Here is a 17732-nt window from a genome sequence, read left to right on the forward strand (position 1 = left end):
TGATGTGGGGCACTGATCGGCACGATCCTGCCATGCGGCCCTGACCGGCGGCATCGGGGAATTGCGCGGCCGAAGCCGCTGTTGCCGCTGGGAAAGACCTTCTCGCGAGGAGAGACATGTCCGAGACCGCGACCACGTCGGGCAAGACCCCGGTGGACTTCTGGTTCGACCCGCTCTGCCCCTGGGCCTGGATGACCTCCCGCTGGGTGCTGGAGGTGGAGAAGGTCCGGGACATCGAGGTGCGCTGGCACATCATGAGCCTCGCCGTCCTCAACGAGGACCGCATCGACGAGCTGCCCGAGGAGTACCGGGAGATGCTCGCCACCAAGGCGTGGCAGCCGGTCCGGGTGGTCACCGCCGCCTGGCAGAAGCACGGCGCGGATGTGCTCGGCCCGCTCTACACCGCGCTCGGCACCCGCATCCACAACGACGGCGAGGGCCCGAGCCGTGAGGCCGTCGTGGGCGCGCTCGACGAGGTGGGCCTGCCCGCCGGTCTGATCGAGTACTTCGACCAGACCGACTTCGAGTTCGACGCCGAGCTGCGCGCCTCCCACAAGGAGGGCATCGAGAAGGTCGGCCAGGACGTGGGCACCCCGGTCATCGCGGTCCCCGGCCCGGACGGCGAGCAGATCGCCTTCTTCGGCCCCGTGGTCACCCCGGCCCCCAAGGGTGAGGAGGCGGCCCGCCTGTGGGACGGCACCCTCGCGGTCGCCTCGGTGCCGGGCTTCTACGAGCTGAAGCGCAGCCGTACGGCCGGCCCCGACTTCAGCAATCTCTAGCCTGACCCGAAGAAGCCCCCCGGTGAGTCACGTCCTCACCGGGGGGCTTCCTTCATCCGCCCGCCGGGTGAAGGTTGAGAAGACGATCACGAGGCGGGACGTTCGGGGAACTCCGGGGGGTCCTCAGGGGGCCAGCAGCAGCACGTCCGCGCGGGACCTGGCCGCGGTGTAGCGCCGGGCCACGTCCTGCCAGTTCACGACCTGCCACATCGCCTCGATGAAGTCCACCTTCTGGTTCTTGTACTGGAGGTAGAAGGCGTGCTCCCAGGCGTCGAAGACCAGGACCGGCGTGGAGCCCTGGCCGATGTTGCCCTGGTGGTCGTAGACCTGCTCCACGATCAGCCGGCCGCTCAGCGGCTCGTACGCCAGCACGCCCCAGCCGGAGCCCTGGGTGGTGGCCGACGCCTTGGTCAGCTGGGCCTTGAAGGCCGCGAAGGAACCGAACGACTCCCTGATCGCGTCCGCCAGCTCGCCCACGCCGTCCTGCTCCAGGGGCTCCCCGCCGCCGTCCTTCGGGCCGGTCATGTTCTGCCAGTAGATGCTGTGCAGGATGTGGCCGGACAGGTGGAAGGCGAGGTTCTTCTCCAGCCCGTTCACCGAGCCCCAGGCGTCCTTGTCCCGCGCCTCGGCGAGCTGCTCCAGGGTGTCGTTGGCGCCCTTCACGTAGGCCGCGTGGTGCTTGTCGTGGTGCAGCTCGATGATCTCGGGGCTGATGACGGGCGCGAGCGCGGCGTAGTCGTAGGGCAGTTCGGGCAGCGTGTAGACGGACATGGACGGGTCCCCTCCGAGCCTTATTGCAACTTACTTGCAACTACACGCTAGCAACAAAAGGCTGCCCGCGGGCAAGGGGGTACGCGAAGGCCCCCACGTGTCGCACACGTGGGGGCCTGCTTCAGGGGGACTCAGCCGCGGGCGCGCGCCCGCTGCCACACGTAACCGCCCGCCGCCAGGGCCAGGGTCAGGCCGCCGGTGGAGTAGAGCTGGACGCGGGTGCCGGGCTGCCGGGCCATCAGGACCAGGATCACCACCATGCCCAGCAGCGCGGCCCAGGTCAGCCACGGGAACGCCCACATCCGCACGGCGGGCGGCGTGTCACCGGCGCGCTCGGCACGGCGGCGCAGCAGGAGCTGGGAGGCGCCGACGAACATCCAGACGACCAGGATGACCGCGCCGATCATGTTCAGCAGCCACATGAACACGTCGTCCGGGCGCCAGTAGCTCAGCAGCACACAGCCGAAGCCGAACACCGACGAGACCAGGACCGCGATCCGGGGCACCCCGCCGGACACCTTCGCCAGCACCCTCGGGCCGAGACCCCGCTGGACCAGGGAGTGCAGCATGCGCGAGGAGCCGTAGATGTTGGCGTTCATCGCGGAGAGCAGGGCGGCCAGCACCACGACGTCCATCACCCGGCCGGCGCCGGGGATGCCGAGGGTGTCCAGGGCGGCGACGTACGGGCCGCGCTCCACGACCTCCTTCGAGTCCCACGGCACCAGGGTGACCACGACGGCCATCGAGCCGATGTAGAACAGCGCGATCCGCCACATCGTGGTGCGCACCGCGCTCGCCACGCCGCGCACCGGGTCCTCGGACTCGGCGGCCGCGATGGTGACCGTCTCCAGACCGCCGTACGCGAACACCGACGCGAGCAGGCCGAGGACCAGGCCCTCGCCGCCGTTGGGCAGGAAGTCGGTGAGGTGGGAGGCGCCGGGGGAGTGGGTGCCGGGCAGCACGCCCGCGATGGCCAGCACGCCGAGCAGCAGGAACGCGCAGATCGCGGCGACCTTCAGGGCGGCGAACCAGAACTCGAACTCGCCGAAGTTCTTCACCGCGGTCAGGTTGGCGCCGCAGAAGATCAGCATGAACAGCGCGACCCAGGCCCACTGCGGGGTGCCGGGCAGCCAGCCGCTCACGATCTTGCCGGCGCCGATGCCCTCCAGGCCGACCACCGTGCACTGCATGACCCAGAACGACCAGCCGACCGTGAACCCGGCCCACGGTCCGATGGCCCGCTCGGCGTGCGCGGAGAACGAACCCGAGGAGGGGTACGCCGACGACAGTTCGCCCAGCATCCGCATCACCAGCAGGACCAGCAGGCCGGAGAGGGTGTAGGCGACGACGATGGACGGTCCCGCCGCGGCGATGCCGGCGCCGGAGCCGACGAACAGGCCCGCGCCGATCACCCCGCCCAGGGCGATCATGGAGAGATGGCGCTGCTTGAGGCCGGAGGAGAGCGGGGCACCCTGCTTCTGCTCCTGGGGCGCTTGCGTGGTGGTGCTGGGCATCGGCGCGGCTCGTCCAGTGCGGTAGGCGGGTAAAAACTCCCCCAGTCTGGGCGAAGCCGGCCGGGAGGCACGGAGGGTGTCCGCTATACGGACACTCGCTTTACGGAATGCTTACGTCCGTTTACCCGGCGCCGGTGCTCGGTGACCGGTGTCACGTCGGTTCCGGTGTAAGTCGCGTCCTTTGTGCGAAGCCCACCAAGCCCCTGTTCACGCCTTTGTCGAGCACAGACGGTGATCGGCGCGTGCGGGCCGGTATAGCGTCGCGGTGTTGTCCCCTGCCCCTGTCCACAGACCCGCGGAGTCCCCATGAGCACCGCCAGCGTCACCGCTCGGCCCGGCGCCGTCCTCGCCGACCTCCTTCCCTCCTCGCGCGTGCGCGACGCCGCCCTCGTGCTCGGCGGCGCGGCGCTCACCGGTCTCGCGGCCCAGATCGCGGTGCCGGTGCCCGGCTCCCCGGTCCCGGTGACGGGGCAGACCTTCGCCGCGCTGCTGGTCGGCACGACGCTCGGCGCCCGCCGCGGCTTCGCCGCCCTCGCGCTGTACGCCGCCCTGGGCCTCGCCGGTGTGCCGTGGTTCGCCCAGGGCGGCTCCGGCGCTTCCGTCTCCTTCGGCTACGTCCTCGGCATGCTCCTCGCCGCCGCGGCCGTCGGCGCCCTCGCCCGCCGGGGCGCGGACCGCTCCCCGCTGCGCATGGCCGGCACGATGCTTCTCGGTGAGGCGATCATCTACGCGGTGGGCGTCCCCTACCTGGCGTTCGCCGCTCACATGTCCGCCACGGCGGCCATCGCGGCGGGCCTGACGCCCTTCCTCATCGGCGACGCCCTGAAGGCGGCGCTGGCGATGGGCGCGCTTCCCACGGCGTGGAAGCTGACCGGCAAGAGCTGACCCCGACGGCGAAGGCCCGCCCCCTCTGCGAGAAGAGGGGGCGGGCCTTCGCCGTTCCCTGACGGCTCCGTCGTCCGGCTACCCGGCGGACGGGCCGCCCAGGAACTCCATGACCGCTTCCGCGAACGCCTCCGGTGCCTCCCGGTGGATCAGATGGCCGACGGGGATCGTGCGCAGCCGGGCGTCCGGGATCAGACGGGCCAGCCGGGAGACGCTCTCCTGGGGAATGTGGCTCCTCGGGCCACCGGCCAGGACCAGGGTCTCGGCGGTGATGTCACCGAGCGCCGTGAGCCAGTCGCCGGGCGGGCTGTCGATCTGCCGGCGGACGGCGAGCACCATCGCCCAGTCGAAGGGCAGTTCCCCGTCCGGCCGCTCCGGCGCCGTGGCCGGACGGGGACACGGCGCACCGACGTCCTCCAGGACCAGCCGGTCCACCAGGCCGGGCCGGGCCGCCGCGACGAGGTACGCCACGATGCCGCCCAGCGAGTGCCCGACGAGGTCGATCCGGTCCAGCCCCAGGACGTCCAGGAGCCCCAGGACGTCGGCGCGCATCAGCTCCAGGGAGGACGTCCCCGGCCGGCCGCTGTCACCGTGCCCGCGCAGGTCCACCGCGTACACCCGCCGCCCGTGCGCCAGCTCCGCCGCCACCGTGTCCCAGTCGCCGCTCACCTCGCCCAGCGCGGGCAGGAGGACCAGCGGCGGACCCTCCGGCGGCCCCCACACCCGGTAGGCGAGCCGTACCCCTCCCACACCGGCGAATCGCCGCGTCACCATGCCGGAAGGATAGAGGCGGACGCGGCGAAGCCCGGCGCCCCCAGGAGGTTGCTGGGGGCACCGGGCTTTTCAGGGGACCGGGGTCAGGCCGTCGGGACCTTCTCCGGGTCCTCCGTCGCCGGGATCTCCGGCTGGGTCCGCTTCGCCGTCACCGACTGCTTCACGAAGGCGATGATCAGGACGACCGCGGCCACCATCAGGGACAGCAGGACCGTTTCGCGGCCGTCGTGTTCCGTGTCGGTCAGCATGTAGCCGAGGACGAAGACGATGAGGGCGGCCGTGGCCCAGGTGAGGTACGGGTAGAGCCACATCTTCACGACGAGCTTCTCCGGCGCCTCCCGCTGGATGATCTTCCGCATCCGGAGCTGCGAGAAGCAGATGACCAGCCAGACGAAGAGCGCGACCGCGCCGCTGGAGTTCACCAGGAAGAGGAAGACCGAGTCGGGGAACTTGTAGTTGAAGAACACCGCGACGAAGCCGAACAGCACCGAGGCCAGGATCGCGGCCATCGGCACACCGCGGGAGTTGGTCTTCGCGAACACCTTCGGCGCGTCCCCGCGCTCACCGAGCGAGAACGCCATCCGGGACGCGGTGTACAGACCCGAGTTCAGACAGGACAGCACCGAGGTCAGCACGATGAAGTTCATGATCTCGCCGGCGTGCGCGATGCCCAGCGAGTTCAGCGCGGCGACGTAGGAACCGTCGGTCTTGATCGACGGGTCGTTCCACGGCAGCAGCGAGACCACGACGAGGATCGAGCCCAGGTAGAACACCGCGATGCGCCAGATGATGCTGTTGGTCGACTTGGTGACCGCACGCTGCGGGTTCTCCGACTCACCGGCCGCCAGCGTGGCGATCTCGCTGCCCATGAAGGAGAAGACGACCAGCAGCACACCGGTGAGGATCGCGCCCGGCCCGTGCGGCAGGAAGCCACCGTGCGCGGTGAGGTTGGACAGGCCTGCCTTGTCGCTGTGGACACCCGGCAGCACACCGAAGATCGCCAGCGCGCCGACCACGATGAACGCGCCGATCGCGACGACCTTGATCCCGGCGAACCAGAACTCGAACTCACCGTAGGAGCCCACCGACACCAGGTTGGTCGCCGTGAGCACCAGCATCACGATCAGCGCCCAGCCCCACTGCGGGACGGCCGGTATCCAGCCCTCCAGGATCTTCGCGCCGGCCGTCGCCTCGACGGCGAGCACCACGACCCAGAAGAACCAGTACAGCCAGCCGATGGAGAACCCGGCCCAGCGGCCGAGCGCACGGTCGGCGTGCGCGGAGAAGGACCCGGAGGTCGGGTTGGCCGCGGACATCTCGCCCAGCATCCGCATCACGAGGACGACGAGGGTGCCGACGAGGGCGTAGGACAGCAGGATGCCGGGGCCCGCCGTGGCGATACCCGTACTGGAGCCGACGAAAAGGCCGGCACCGATCACACCACCGATGGCGATCATCGAAAGGTGACGGTTCTTGAGACCTGCTTGCAGCCCGGAACCATGGGACATGGACGGAATTCCTTTGCGCCAGGTGGAGCGGTTCCCGTACGGACGGCGAAACAGTCGTACGACGTCGTACGGGGCCTCGCACGAGCGGTGTACGAGGCGGTCCAGTGAATCTGAGGGGAACGAATTCGGGAACCTCTGAATCCGGATTGTTACCTGAGGTTCGCTTGAGGTTCTATGGCCCGTCTCACATTCCCCGATCGAACCCGGAGCTGCTGCCCGGAATCGGGCGTGACACACTCGGTGCATGCGCGTGTATCTCGGCTCCGACCATGCGGGCTACGAACTCAAGAACCACCTCGTCGAGTGGCTGAAGGCGGCGGGCCACGAGCCCGTCGACTGCGGGCCGCACATCTACGACGCCCAGGACGACTACCCGCCCTTCTGCCTCCGGGCCGCCGAGCGCACCGTCGCCGACCCCGGCTCCCTCGGCATCGTGATCGGCGGCTCCGGCAACGGCGAGCAGATCGCCGCCAACAAGGTGAAGGGGGTGCGCGCCGTCCTCGCCTGGAGCGAGGAGACCGCGGCGCTCGGCCGCGAGCACAACGACGCCAACGTGATCGCCGTCGGCGCCCGGCAGCACACCGAGGACGAGGCGACCAAGTTCGTCGAGATCTTCCTCGGCACCCCGTTCTCCGGCGAAGAGCGCCACGTCCGCCGCATCGAGATGCTGACGGAGTACGAGAACACCGGCGACCTCCCGCCCATCCCGGCGCACCACCCCCAGCGGTAACGCTGTCGCCGCCCCCGCCGACCGGAACGCGGCGGGGGCCCTCGCAGACGCAGGAAGGACGCCCGGCCGTGCCAGAAGGGCACACGATCCACCGGCTGGCCAAGGACTACGCCGAGCGCTTCGCCGGCACCGCCCCGCTGGTGACCAGCCCCCAGGGCAAGTTCGCCGACGCCGCCGAGCTGCTGACCGGCGCCGGGCTGACCACCACCGACGCCCACGGCAAGCACCTCTTCCTCGGCTTCCGCGACAGCGACTGGGTCCACATCCACCTCGGCCTCTTCGGCAAGGTCGCCTTCGGCCCGGCTCCCGCACCCCCGGCGGCCGACACCGTCCGGCTGCGCCTCGTCGACGACACCGCCTACGCCGACCTGCGCGGTCCGGCCACCTGCGCGCTGATCACCGACAGCGAGAAGCGGGCCGTCCACGACCGCCTCGGCCCCGACCCGCTGCGCCCCGACGCCGACCCGGCCCTCGCCTGGGAGCGGATCAGGCGCAGCCGCACCTCGGTCGCCGCCCTGCTGATGGACCAGAAGGTCATCGCGGGCGTCGGCAACGTGTACCGCGCCGAGGTCCTCTTCCGGCACGGCATCGACCCCTACCGCACCGGCCGCGACCTCACCGAGGCCGAGTGGGACGCGATCTGGGCCGACCTGGTGGCGCTGATGCGCGAGGGCGTGCGCCTGGGCCGCATCGACACCGTCCGCCCCGAGCACACCCCGGAGGCGATGGGCCGCCCGCCCCGCGTCGACGACCACGGCGGCGAGGTCTACGTCTACCGCCGGGCCACCCTGCCCTGCCACCTCTGCGGCACCGAGATCCGCACCGCCGGGCTCGCCGCCCGCAACCTCTTCTGGTGCCCCGCCTGCCAGCTCCGCTGACCTCGTGCGCCCCGTGCGCATCCGTGAACCGGTCGTGCGCCCCGTTCTGTCCTGCCAGTAAGCCCAGCCCGCCGCCCGGGAGCGCGGGGAATTTACGCCGGGTGGCAGCGCGGACGGCCTCGCGTGCCGTTCACTGTGTAGTCGGACCGCGTGGTCGAAACGCGAAGTGACCTCGCACGGGGGACAAGTGGGACCTCCCGTGCCGCGCGGCCGGCTGGATGGATAGGGTCCCGAACTGATGGCAGCAGGACGAGAACGGCGCGCGAAGGCCGAGACGTTCACGGCCCGGTGGAAGATGCAGTGGCACCGGGTCCGCGTCGCGCTGCGCAGAAGCGCGGTCGACTACTTCCGCGGCGACGGCCCCGACTGGATCGCCCTGGTCGGCCTGCTCCTCACCATTCCCGTCCTCATGACCCTCACACTGGCCAACTCGGTCTGGTGCTCCCCGGCCACCCTGGTCATCCCTATCGTCGCCGGCGGCCTGGTGCTGCGCCCCGCCAGCCTGCTCGGCCTGTACGCCACGGCCGCCGCCGCCCTCATCGTGGAGTCGGTGCGGCTCGGCCCGTACACCGAGGGACCCTCCAGGGTCACCCCCGGCATCGTGCTGGTCGTCGCCGCCTGCGGTTTCTTCGGGCTGCTGACCGCGCAGTTCCGCAGCCGGGTCGGCGTGCCCTGGCGGCGCGGCGGCACCATGCTCTTCGACCTCCGCGAACGCATCCGCGCCCAGAGCGAGTTGCCCAAGCTGCCGAGAGGCTGGCACCAGGAGATGGCGCTGCGCCCGGCGGGCGGCCAGTCCTTCTCCGGTGACTTCGTCGTCGCCGCCCGCACCAACGGCGGCCGCACCCTGGAGGTCGTCCTCACCGACGTCTCCGGCAAGGGCATGGACGCCGGTTCCCGCGCCCTGCTGCTGTCCGGCGCCTTCGGCGGCCTGCTCGGCTCGCTGCCCCCGCACTCCTTCCTGCCCGCCGCCAACGGCTACCTGCTCCGCCAGGACTGGGACGAGGGCTTCGCCACCTCCATCCACCTGGTGCTCGACCTCGACTCCGGCGACTACGAGCTGTACTCCGCGGGCCACCCGCCGGGCCTCCAGCTCAGCGCGGGCACCGGCCGCTGGGAGGAGAAGGCCGCCGAGGGCCCGCTCCTCGGGGTCTACGACGGGGGGCAGTTCGACTCCACGAAGGGCACCCTGCGGCCCGGAGACGTCCTGATGCTCTTCACCGACGGTCTGGTGGAAGCCTCCGACCGGGACATCGCCGAGGGCATCGACCGCCTCACCGGTGAGGCCGACCGCTATGTCGCGGGCGGCTTCCACGGCGCCGCCTGGCACCTCATCGAGGCCGTCGCCAAGGACGTCAACGACGACCGCGCGCTGCTGCTGATCTGCCGCGAGGCATCCGCGCCCCTCCGCTGAACCCCGGTGCGAGACTGGGCCGATGACTCCACTCACCCTGGCCCAGGTCGAGGACCTCGCCCGCCGCGCCCACGCCGGCCAGACCGACAAGGCGGGCCGACCGTACGCCGAACACCTCGCGGCCGTCGCCGAGGGGGTGCGGGTACGCGGCGGCGACGAGGAGCAGATCGCGGCGGCCTGGCTGCACGACGCCGTCGAGGACGACGCGCTGAGCGAGGAGTGGCTCGACGGCGCCGCCCTCACCCCGCGCACCAAGGCCATCGTGCTCGCCCTCACCAGACGCCCGGGCGAGCCGTCCGAGGCGTACTCCCGCCGCATCCTCGCCACGCCGGGCGCCGCCCTGGTCAAGCACGCCGACCTCGCCCACAACGCCGACCCGGCCCGCCTCGCGGTGCTGGACGAGCCGACCCGCGTACGACTGGCCGAGAAGTACACGCGGATGCGCGCGCTTCTCGGCCGGCCGGAAGGGGAGTAGGGGAGGGGCGCTACACGCCCGCCTTCTCCCGCACGGGCTGCCGGCTCCGCGCGCGGGCCAGTTCGGTGGGGTCCTGCCGGAACGCCCACTCCATCTTCGGCTCCATGGCGAAGCGGAAGAGGCGCTGGAACGGGGCCGTGCACAGCACGGTGACGACGGCGGCCGCGAGCGTGCTCACCAGGATCTCCCCGAGCGGACCGTGCAGCCGGCCGTGGTCGAACCAGCCGTGGAAGGTGGCGTACTTGATGACGAAGCCGTGCAGCAGGTATCCGTACAGGGTGCCGCAGCCCAGCGCGGTGAACCAGGTCCGGCGCCGGGGCACCCACGCGAAGAAGCAGGCGCTCAGCAGCACCGCGCAGCCGAACAGCGCGAGAGTCATGAGCGGCCCGGTCCACCAGGGCGCGCCCAGGTTCTGCGCCGCGCTCTCCCGGTAGAACCAGTTGTCCTGCATACGCGGAGCCGCCCACCAGCCGACGACCAGCGCCGTCGCGAAGACCGGCACCGACGCGATCCGCACCCACGGGCGGCGCACCGCTTCGAAGTGCTCGGGCTTCATGCACAGGCCCAGGACGAAGCACGGCATGAGCTGCAGTACCCGGCCCAGGCTGAAGGTGCCGCTGGCCGCCGGGGAGATCGAGCCGAGCATGGCGAGACCGAGCGCGATCGGCAGCGGGTGGCGGACCAGCTTCCACAGCGGGCTGGTCAGCCGCCAGACGAACAGCGCGCACAGGAACCACGTCAGGTACCAGGGGGAGGTCAGGTCCAACGGCTCGCCGGAGTGCCCGACATAACGCCGGAAGAGCAGATAGGCCGTCTGGAAGACGACGTAGGGCACGGCGACACCGGTGACGAGGCGCTTCAGCCGGTCCGGGCGCATGTCGAAACTGCGCGAGAAGTAACCGGAGATGATGACGAACGCCGGCATGTGGAAGGTGTACACGACGTCGTACAGGCCCTCCAGGACGCGGCTGTCGCCCTTGATCGGCGCCCAGGAGTGCCCCATGGCCACGAGCACGATCGCCAGGTACTTCGCGTTGTCGAAGAACGAGTCGCGCTGCTTGGCGGGTTGTGCCGCACCGCCCTCCCGCGCATCCCCGCTCCGCCGCACGCTCTCACCGCTGGGCGGAACGCGGGGGGTGGGCACCACGGCGTCCGGCTGGGCTGCCGGTGACGCGGACGCGCGGGTCTGGCCGGGGGACGGGGAGGCGTCGAACATCTCAGGCACCCTAGCGTCGAGCGTGGGCGTCAGTAAAACCATCCAGGTCGATCCCATTCATGGCCCCCGGATACCCACTTAATCGCGCAACTTGCTTGCGTTACCGCGTGATCGCGGACACAGGAAACACGTTTTCCTGCCTTGTTATGTCCGGACTCGTCCATGCGAACGAGGTCATAGTTCACCGATGCCCGCTCAATTCGAATTACCCGCGATCAGGACCTGCGCGGCGATGTGTGGGTATGGAAATGATGTTGGGTAATTACCGTCGCCATCGGCCCTGATGAGGCGTCGAAGTGATGTCCGGGGGGTGCCCCTCGCCGGAACGGCCGACCGACGATGTGTCACTAGCCGCATACAGAGGGCTGGTTGGTGGCACGATGGTTCTGGCGGAGGTGTGCTGCACGGTGCCTCCAGGCCGGGAGAGCGAACCGACCGAGGGTGTGATCAGTTGTGGCCATTTCACTGTCCGTGGTGCTGCTGTTGGCGATCATCCTGGTGGTGTTGATGCGAGGGGGGAACATCAAGGCCGGCCCGGCCATCGTGGCGATCCTCTTCGGCTTCTTCCTCGCCTCCACCGGGATGGCGCCCTCCATCAGCCGCTTCCTCAACTCGATAGCGGAGATGGTCAACTCCATCAGCTTCTGAGGCCGCGCGAACGACTCAGGGGCCCGGCGTCGCCGTGACGGCAGCCGGGCCCCTGAGTGGTGTGGAGCGGGCGACGGGAATCGAACCCGCGTAGCTAGTTTGGAAGACTAGGGCTCTACCATTGAGCTACGCCCGCGAAAGCGCACCGCGCGTCGGTGGCCGCGGCACTGGAGGCATCGTAGCGGAGCCCCCGGCGTGCGGGCGAACCTGGCGGTGTACGGGGTGCCCGCGGCACGTCACCCGGAGCCCCGCGCGACGCGGCGACGCGGCCTGCCGGGGCATGTACCCTACGACTCGCACCAGACGGGGTGTGGCGCAGCTTGGTAGCGCGTCCGCTTTGGGAGCGGAAGGCCGTGGGTTCAAATCCCGCCACCCCGACCACTGGCTCACGGTGTCGTGAAGATCGCCTTTTGGGGCGCTGACCGGCTGCGGTTACTATGCAAGCTGCGCGCCCGTGTGTCCGGCCTCATGGCCTGCTACTCCTCCGGGCGGCTATCCGCCGGGGCTGTCTGGCTCCGGCAGAACCCAAGATGTCAGCCACAAGGAGACCGAACCGTGAAGAGCGCCGTGGAGACCCTGAACCCGACTCGGGTTCGGCTCACTGTCGAGGTGCCCTTCGAGGAGCTCAAGGACAGCCTCGACGCGGCGTACCAGAAGATCAACCAGCAGGTCACGGTGAAGGGCTTCCGCAAGGGCAAGATCCCGGCCCGGGTCATCGACCAGCGGTTCGGTCGTGGTGCGGTGCTCGAGGAGGCCGTCAACGACGCGCTCCCGAAGTTCTACACCGAGGCGGTCAACGAGGCCGAGCTGACCCCGCTGGGCCAGCCCGAGGTCGACATCACCGAGCTGAAGGACGGCGAGACGCTGAACTTCACCGCCGAGGTCGACATCCGCCCGACCCTGGAGATCCCGGACTACTCCGGCATCGAGGTCGAGGTCGACGCCATCGAGGTCAGCGACGAGGACGTCGAGAAGTCGGTCGAGCAGCTGCGTGAGCGCTTCGCCTCGACCTCCCCGGTCGAGCGTGCCGCCGAGGACGGCGACGTCGTGACGATCGACCTGGAGGCCAAGGTCGACGGCGAGGTGCTGGAGGACGGCGTCGCCAGCGGCGTGTCCTACACCATCGGTTCCGGCGAGCTGCTCGACGGCATCGACGAGGCCGTCAAGGGCCTGTCCGCCGGCGAGGAGGCCACCTTCACCTCCGAGCTGAAGGGCGGCTCCGCCGCCGGCCGCGAGGCCGAGGTCACCGTCAAGGTCACCCAGGTCGCCGCCCGCGAGCTGCCCGAGCTGGACGACGACTTCGCCCAGCTCGCGTCCGAGTTCGACACCCTGGACGAGCTGAAGGCCGACAGCACCAAGCGGCTGGCCAACATGAAGCAGTACGACCAGGCCACCCAGGCCCAGGAGCGCGTGCTCGACAAGCTCCTCGAGCTGGTCGAGGTCCCCGTCCCCGAGAAGCTCCTCGAGGACGAGGTCAACACCCGCAAGCACAACCTGGAGCACCACCAGCTCGGCCAGATGGGCCTGACCCTCGACAAGTACCTGGAGATCCAGGGCAAGACCGCCGAGGAGTTCGACACCGAGACCCGTGAGGCCGCGGTCAAGGGCATCAAGACCCAGTTCGTCCTCGACGAGCTGGTGAAGAAGGAGAACCTGGGCGTCAACCAGGAGGAGCTCACCGAGCACCTCATGCGCCGCGCCGCCTCCTCCGGCATGTCCCCCGACCAGTTCGCCCAGGCCGTCGTCGAGGGCGGTCAGGTTCCGCTGCTCGTCGGCGAGGTCGCCCGCGGCAAGGCCCTGGCCGTCGTGGTCGAGGCCGCCACCGTCAAGGACACCAACGGCGAGATCGTCGACCTGGACGACGAGGACGAGGAGACCGAGGAGACCACCGAGGTCGCCGAGGCCACCGAGACCGCCGACGAGAAGACCGAGGGCTGACCCCGAGGTACGTCCGTTTGAACAGCAGGCCCCCGGAAGCGAGTCTTCCGGGGGCCTGCTGCGTCACCACACAGCACTACGCCCCCGGCGAACACCTGCTTCCACGGGATTCACCGGGGGGACCAGAGCGTTAGGGTCCATGAATACGGGGGGCAGGGGAGTCAGCCGACCCCGCCAAGCCCCCGGCAGGACGACGTGAGACGGCCCGGCGCCGTCGTAAGACGAGCAGGTGGATACGTGACGAATCTGATGCCTACCGCCGCCGGCGAGCCCTCCATCGGTGGTGGCCTCGGTGACCAGGTCTACAACCGGCTGCTGGGCGAGCGGATCATCTTCCTCGGCCAGCAGGTCGACGACGACATCGCCAACAAGATCACCGCCCAGTTGCTCCTCCTCGCCGCCGACCCCGAGAAGGACATCTACCTCTACATCAACAGCCCCGGCGGCTCGGTGACGGCCGGCATGGCGATCTACGACACCATGCAGTACATCCCGAACGACGTGGTCACCATCGCCATGGGCATGGCCGCCTCGATGGGCCAGTTCCTGCTCACCGGCGGCGCCGCCGGCAAGCGCTTCGCGCTGCCGCACGCGGACATCATGATGCACCAGGGCTCCGCGGGCCTCGGCGGTACGGTCTCGGACATCAAGATCCAGGCCGAGTACCTGCTGCGTACGAAGAAGCGCATGTCCGAGCTGACCGCCGAGCACTCCGGTCAGACGGTGGAGGCGATCATCCGCGACGGTGACCGCGACCGCTGGTTCACCCCGGAGGAGGCCAAGGAGTACGGTCTCATCGACGAGATCATCACGCACGCCTCGGGTGTCCCGGGAGGCGGCGGCACCGGCGCCTGACCGGCCATCCCGCACGCACGCCACCGACAGCTCCCAGCACGCCACCAGGACGGTGAACACCCCATGAGCAACTTCCCCGGCGCCGCCAGCGGCATGTACGAGGGCCCCCGCCCCGACAGCCGTTACATCATCCCGCGCTTCGTCGAGCGCACTTCCCAGGGCGTCCGCGAGTACGACCCGTACGCGAAGCTCTTCGAGGAGCGCGTGATCTTCCTGGGCGTCCAGATCGACGACGCCTCGGCCAACGACGTCATGGCGCAGCTCCTGTGCCTGGAGTCGATGGACCCCGACCGGGACATCTCGATCTACATCAACAGCCCCGGCGGTGACATGACGGCCCTCACGGCCATCTACGACACCATGCAGTTCGTGAAGCCGGACATCCAGACGGTGTGCATGGGCCAGGCCGCCTCGGCCGCGGCCATCCTGCTCGCCGCCGGCACCCCCGGCAAGCGCATGGCGCTGCCGAACTCGCGCGTGCTGATCCACCAGCCGGCGGGCTCCACCGGGCGCGGTCAGCTCTCCGACCTGGAGATCATCGCCAAGGAGTTCACCCGGATGCGTGAACAGCTCGAGGACATGCTCGCGAAGCACTCGAACCAGCCGCTGGACAAGATCCGCGAGGACATCGAGCGCGACAAGATCCTGACGGCCGACGAGGCGCTCCAGTACGGCCTCGTCGACCAGATCATCTCCACCCGCAAGATGAACAACGAAGCGGTCCGCTGACCGAGGTTGCGCACTTCCGGGCCCTCTTGGCAGGGTGCACGTCAAAGTGAACCCTGCCAAGGGGGGCCCGAACACGGGGCCCGGCAAGGTACCGTCGACATAAGGCAGCACCAGGAGTCGTTGGACCCGTTCTGTGTCCAGTCGTCTCCCAGGCGAAGGGGAAGCACACCGTGGCACGCATCGGTGACGGCGGCGATCTGCTCAAGTGCTCGTTCTGCGGCAAGAGCCAGAAGCAGGTCAAGAAGCTCATCGCAGGTCCCGGTGTGTACATCTGCGACGAATGCATCGATCTCTGCAACGAGATCATCGAGGAAGAGCTCGCGGAGACCAGCGAGGTGCGCTGGGAGGAACTCCCCAAGCCCCGCGAGATCTACGAGTTCCTCGAGAGCTACGTGGTCGGCCAGGAAGCGGCCAAGAAGGCCCTCTCCGTCGCGGTGTACAACCACTACAAGCGCGTCCAGGCCGGGGAGAACGGCGGCGGCCAGGGCCGTGAGGACGCCATCGAGTTGGCCAAGTCCAACATCCTCCTGCTCGGCCCCACCGGTTCCGGCAAGACGCTGCTGGCCCAGACTCTGGCCCGCATGCTCAACGTCCCCTTCGCCATCGCGGACGCCACCGCGCTGACCGAGGCGGGCTATGTCGGCGAGGACGTCGAGAACATCCTGCTGAAGCTCATCCAGGCCGCCGACTACGACGTCAAGAAGGCCGAGACGGGCATCATCTACATCGACGAGATCGACAAGGTCGCCCGGAAGAGCGAAAACCCGTCGATCACCCGCGACGTGAGCGGCGAGGGTGTCCAGCAGGCGCTGCTGAAGATCCTGGAGGGGACCACCGCGTCGGTGCCGCCGCAGGGCGGACGCAAGCACCCGCACCAGGAGTTCATCCAGATCGACACGACGAACGTGCTGTTCATCGTGGGCGGTGCCTTCGCCGGCCTGGAGAAGATCATCGAGGCGCGGGCGGGTGCCAAGGGCATCGGCTTCGGCGCCACCATCCGCTCCAAGCGCGAGCTGGCCGCCAAGGACATCTTCGAGGACATCATGCCGGAGGACCTGGTGAAGTTCGGGATGATTCCCGAGTTCATCGGCCGCCTCCCGGTCATCACCTCGGTGCACAACCTCGACCGCGAGGCCCTGCTGAAGATCCTGGTCGAGCCGCGCAACGCCCTGGTCAAGCAGTACCAGCGCCTCTTCGAACTCGACGGCGTGGAGCTGGACTTCGAGCGCGAGGCGCTGGAGGCCATCGCGGACCAGGCCATCCTCCGCCAGACCGGCGCGCGCGGCCTGCGCGCCATCATGGAGGAGGTCCTGATGTCGGTGATGTACGAGGTGCCCTCCCGCAAGGACGTGGCCCGCGTGGTCATCACGGCCGACGTGGTGCACTCCAACGTCAACCCGACGCTGATCCCGCGGGACTCCCGCGGGCGCGGCCAGGGCGAGCAGAAGACCGCGTAACCCCGCAGCATGAGGAAGGGCCCCGGCCGGTCGGCCGGGGCCCTTCCTCATGTGCGCCGGTCACGCCTTGACGCGCACCACCGAGCGGAACCTGGCGGTCAGCTCCGCGTCCTGCGCCGGGTCGCTGGTGCGGCCCGCCGCCAGGGTGGCGATGTCTATCGGCATCACGAGACCGATGGTGCTGTGGTCGCCCCACACGCACAGGGAGAACGTCATCTCCTTGGGCACGCCCTCACCGCTGCCCGAGGTGTCGCCCTTCGCCTGCTGGCACTTGAGGACCGCGCCCCCGAGCGCCTCCGGCTCGTACCGCTTCGGCTCGCCGATCAGCTTGTACTTGTGCTCGTCGTCCTTGGTGCTCTGGTCCTTCATGTAGAAGAACATCTCGTCGACCGTCTTCTCCGGGTCGGCGATCGTGCCGTAGACCCCGGCGAACTCGAGGACCTTCTTGCTCAGCGGGTTGTCGACGTTCCCGGCCGCGTACTCGGCGCTGACGTCCTTCGGGTCCTTCACGCCCCAGTTCTCGGCGTCCTTCAGGTCGTCCTGGGTCATCGCGCCGTTGGCGCTCTTGCCCTTCTTGTACTCCGAGAGGACCGTCGACGGCGCGGTCAGCTTGTGCGGGCCGTCGTCGGCGATGCCGTCGCCGCTGCCGCCACTGGTCAGGAAGTAGACGCCCACCGCCACGGCGGCGACCACGGCCACCGCGCCGATGATCAGCCCGTTCCGCTTGGAGTTGTTGCGGCCCTGCACCGGGGGCTGCGGGGAGCCGTAAGGAGCCTGCCCGTAAGGGACCTGCGGGGGCTGGTCGTGCGGCGGCTGCTGCCCGTAGGGGTTCTGCTGGGGCTGGGCGTACGGGCCCGGCTGCGGGGGCACGCCCTGCTGCTGCGGGTACCCGTAGGGGCCGCCCTGCGGCGGGGCCGGGGGACCGGGCGGGGGCGGCGGGGACTGCGGGTAGCCGTAGCCCGGCTGGGGCGCCTGCGGGGGCCGGCCGTAGGGCCCGGGGTTGCCGTAGGGGCCCGGCTGGGCCGGGGGCTGCTGCCCGTAGGGGCCGGGCTGACCAGCCTGACCGTAAGGACCCGGCTGCGGGGGCTGTCCGCCGTACGGGCCCGGCTGGTTGCTGCTCATGGCTGGGTTCCCCTCCAGATGTTCAGGTGTTGCCGCCATCCT

17 protein-coding genes and 2 tRNA genes are annotated in these 17732 nt (G+C 69.7%); 12 read left to right on the top strand and 7 right to left on the bottom strand.

Going from position 1 to position 17732, the window contains the following annotated elements:
* Positions 1-116 precede the first annotated feature (116 nt).
* Positions 117-779, top strand: coding sequence for a DsbA family protein (locus tag EV284_RS13080; RefSeq protein WP_130333534.1), 663 nt, complete (start codon positions 117-119; stop codon positions 777-779).
* 123 nt (positions 780-902) lie between these two features.
* Here the strand turns inward: EV284_RS13080 and EV284_RS13085 are convergent, their stop codons facing one another.
* Positions 903-1550 (bottom strand): superoxide dismutase, encoded by a 648-nt coding sequence (locus tag EV284_RS13085; protein ID WP_130333536.1) that lies wholly within the window; start codon positions 1548-1550, stop codon positions 903-905.
* A 131-nt stretch (positions 1551-1681) separates the two neighbouring features.
* Positions 1682-3064, bottom strand: a complete 1383-nt coding sequence (locus EV284_RS13090; RefSeq protein ID WP_130333538.1) for an amino acid permease — start codon at positions 3062-3064, stop codon at positions 1682-1684.
* Positions 3065-3370: 306 nt separating this feature from the next.
* On the opposite strand from EV284_RS13090, the gene EV284_RS13095 reads away from it, so the two are divergent.
* Positions 3371-3949 carry a biotin transporter BioY gene (locus EV284_RS13095; protein ID WP_130333540.1) on the top strand — a complete coding sequence of 193 codons (579 nt, stop codon included), beginning with the start codon at positions 3371-3373 and terminating at the stop codon, positions 3947-3949.
* Between the two features lie 78 nt (positions 3950-4027).
* On the opposite strand, the gene EV284_RS13100 is transcribed toward EV284_RS13095, so the two are convergent.
* Together EV284_RS13100 and EV284_RS13105 are read right to left on the bottom strand one after the other, a co-directional pair.
* The gene (locus EV284_RS13100; RefSeq protein ID WP_130333542.1) at positions 4028-4723 is read right to left on the bottom strand and encodes an alpha/beta hydrolase; all 696 of its coding nucleotides are present in this window, start codon (positions 4721-4723) and stop codon (positions 4028-4030) included.
* Between the two features lie 83 nt (positions 4724-4806).
* Positions 4807-6231: an amino acid permease gene (locus EV284_RS13105; RefSeq protein WP_130333544.1), complete on the bottom strand. Its 1425-nt coding sequence runs from the start codon at positions 6229-6231 to the stop codon at positions 4807-4809.
* 244 nt (positions 6232-6475) lie between these two features.
* Between EV284_RS13105 and EV284_RS13110 the strand changes: the two genes are divergently transcribed.
* The 4 genes from EV284_RS13110 (at position 6476) to EV284_RS13125 (ending at position 9725) form a co-directional block, all read left to right on the top strand.
* A complete protein-coding gene (locus EV284_RS13110) occupies positions 6476-6961 on the top strand; it encodes a ribose-5-phosphate isomerase (protein WP_130333546.1) in 486 nt (161 codons plus the stop codon).
* A 68-nt stretch (positions 6962-7029) separates the two neighbouring features.
* Complete coding sequence (locus EV284_RS13115) at positions 7030-7839, top strand: DNA-formamidopyrimidine glycosylase family protein (protein ID WP_130333548.1); 810 nt, start codon at positions 7030-7032, stop codon at positions 7837-7839.
* A gap of 238 nt (positions 7840-8077) precedes the next feature.
* The gene (locus EV284_RS13120; RefSeq protein ID WP_130333550.1) at positions 8078-9250 is read left to right on the top strand and encodes a PP2C family protein-serine/threonine phosphatase; all 1173 of its coding nucleotides are present in this window, start codon (positions 8078-8080) and stop codon (positions 9248-9250) included.
* A gap of 22 nt (positions 9251-9272) precedes the next feature.
* Positions 9273-9725, top strand: coding sequence for an HD domain-containing protein (locus tag EV284_RS13125; protein ID WP_130333552.1), 453 nt, complete (start codon positions 9273-9275; stop codon positions 9723-9725).
* 10 nt (positions 9726-9735) lie between these two features.
* Here EV284_RS13125 and EV284_RS13130 read toward each other — a convergent pair whose 3' ends face one another.
* The gene (locus EV284_RS13130) at positions 9736-10941 is read right to left on the bottom strand and encodes an acyltransferase family protein (protein ID WP_130333554.1); all 1206 of its coding nucleotides are present in this window, start codon (positions 10939-10941) and stop codon (positions 9736-9738) included.
* Positions 10942-11394: 453 nt separating this feature from the next.
* Here EV284_RS13130 and EV284_RS13135 point away from each other — a divergent pair, with 453 nt between their 5' ends.
* Entirely contained in the window at positions 11395-11589 is a 195-nt protein-coding gene (locus EV284_RS13135) for a hypothetical protein (RefSeq protein WP_030814126.1), read from the top strand.
* Positions 11590-11651: 62 nt separating this feature from the next.
* Here the strand turns inward: EV284_RS13135 and EV284_RS13140 are convergent.
* Positions 11652-11725 (bottom strand) — tRNA-Gly (locus tag EV284_RS13140).
* Between the two features lie 168 nt (positions 11726-11893).
* On the opposite strand from EV284_RS13140, the gene EV284_RS13145 reads away from it, so the two are divergent.
* The 5 genes from EV284_RS13145 to clpX all read left to right on the top strand — a co-directional run bounded on the left by EV284_RS13145 (position 11894) and on the right by clpX (position 16568).
* Positions 11894-11970, top strand: a tRNA-Pro gene (locus EV284_RS13145).
* Between the two features lie 174 nt (positions 11971-12144).
* Positions 12145-13527 carry a trigger factor gene (gene tig / locus EV284_RS13150; protein ID WP_130333556.1) on the top strand — a complete coding sequence of 461 codons (1383 nt, stop codon included), beginning with the start codon at positions 12145-12147 and terminating at the stop codon, positions 13525-13527.
* Between the two features lie 249 nt (positions 13528-13776).
* Positions 13777-14382, top strand: coding sequence for an ATP-dependent Clp protease proteolytic subunit (locus tag EV284_RS13155; RefSeq protein ID WP_030814130.1), 606 nt, complete (start codon positions 13777-13779; stop codon positions 14380-14382).
* Between the two features lie 63 nt (positions 14383-14445).
* Positions 14446-15111, top strand: coding sequence for an ATP-dependent Clp protease proteolytic subunit (locus tag EV284_RS13160; RefSeq protein WP_130333558.1), 666 nt, complete (start codon positions 14446-14448; stop codon positions 15109-15111).
* 170 nt (positions 15112-15281) lie between these two features.
* Positions 15282-16568, top strand: a complete 1287-nt coding sequence (clpX, locus tag EV284_RS13165) for an ATP-dependent Clp protease ATP-binding subunit ClpX (RefSeq protein WP_086692315.1) — start codon at positions 15282-15284, stop codon at positions 16566-16568.
* A gap of 60 nt (positions 16569-16628) precedes the next feature.
* On the opposite strand, the gene EV284_RS13170 is transcribed toward clpX, so the two are convergent.
* Positions 16629-17690 carry a hypothetical protein gene (locus tag EV284_RS13170; protein WP_130333560.1) on the bottom strand — a complete coding sequence of 354 codons (1062 nt, stop codon included), beginning with the start codon at positions 17688-17690 and terminating at the stop codon, positions 16629-16631.
* Between the last annotated feature and the right edge of the window lie 42 nt (positions 17691-17732).

Origin of the sequence: Streptomyces sp. BK022 (assembly GCF_004217355.1) — a bacterium.
Classification (GTDB): Bacteria; Actinomycetota; Actinomycetes; order Streptomycetales; family Streptomycetaceae; genus Streptomyces; species Streptomyces griseoluteus.

What these genes read in the sequence shown, in the direction of transcription:
- EV284_RS13110 (WP_130333546.1), top strand. Translation starts at nt 6,476, where the DNA reads ATGCGCGTGTATCTCGGCTCCGACCATGCGGGCTACGAACTCAAGAAC.
- EV284_RS13130 (WP_130333554.1), bottom strand. Translation starts at nt 10,941, where the DNA reads ATGTTCGACGCCTCCCCGTCCCCCGGCCAGACCCGCGCGTCCGCGTCA.
- EV284_RS13170 (WP_130333560.1), bottom strand. Translation starts at nt 17,690, where the DNA reads ATGAGCAGCAACCAGCCGGGCCCGTACGGCGGACAGCCCCCGCAGCCG.
- EV284_RS13100 (WP_130333542.1), bottom strand. Translation starts at nt 4,723, where the DNA reads ATGGTGACGCGGCGATTCGCCGGTGTGGGAGGGGTACGGCTCGCCTAC.
- EV284_RS13080 (WP_130333534.1), top strand. Translation starts at nt 117, where the DNA reads ATGTCCGAGACCGCGACCACGTCGGGCAAGACCCCGGTGGACTTCTGG.
- EV284_RS13120 (WP_130333550.1), top strand. Translation starts at nt 8,078, where the DNA reads ATGGCAGCAGGACGAGAACGGCGCGCGAAGGCCGAGACGTTCACGGCC.
- EV284_RS13105 (WP_130333544.1), bottom strand. Translation starts at nt 6,231, where the DNA reads ATGTCCCATGGTTCCGGGCTGCAAGCAGGTCTCAAGAACCGTCACCTT.
- EV284_RS13155 (WP_030814130.1), top strand. Translation starts at nt 13,777, where the DNA reads ATGCCTACCGCCGCCGGCGAGCCCTCCATCGGTGGTGGCCTCGGTGAC.
- EV284_RS13125 (WP_130333552.1), top strand. Translation starts at nt 9,273, where the DNA reads ATGACTCCACTCACCCTGGCCCAGGTCGAGGACCTCGCCCGCCGCGCC.
- EV284_RS13090 (WP_130333538.1), bottom strand. Translation starts at nt 3,064, where the DNA reads ATGCCCAGCACCACCACGCAAGCGCCCCAGGAGCAGAAGCAGGGTGCC.
- EV284_RS13160 (WP_130333558.1), top strand. Translation starts at nt 14,446, where the DNA reads ATGAGCAACTTCCCCGGCGCCGCCAGCGGCATGTACGAGGGCCCCCGC.
- EV284_RS13095 (WP_130333540.1), top strand. Translation starts at nt 3,371, where the DNA reads ATGAGCACCGCCAGCGTCACCGCTCGGCCCGGCGCCGTCCTCGCCGAC.
- EV284_RS13085 (WP_130333536.1), bottom strand. Translation starts at nt 1,550, where the DNA reads ATGTCCGTCTACACGCTGCCCGAACTGCCCTACGACTACGCCGCGCTC.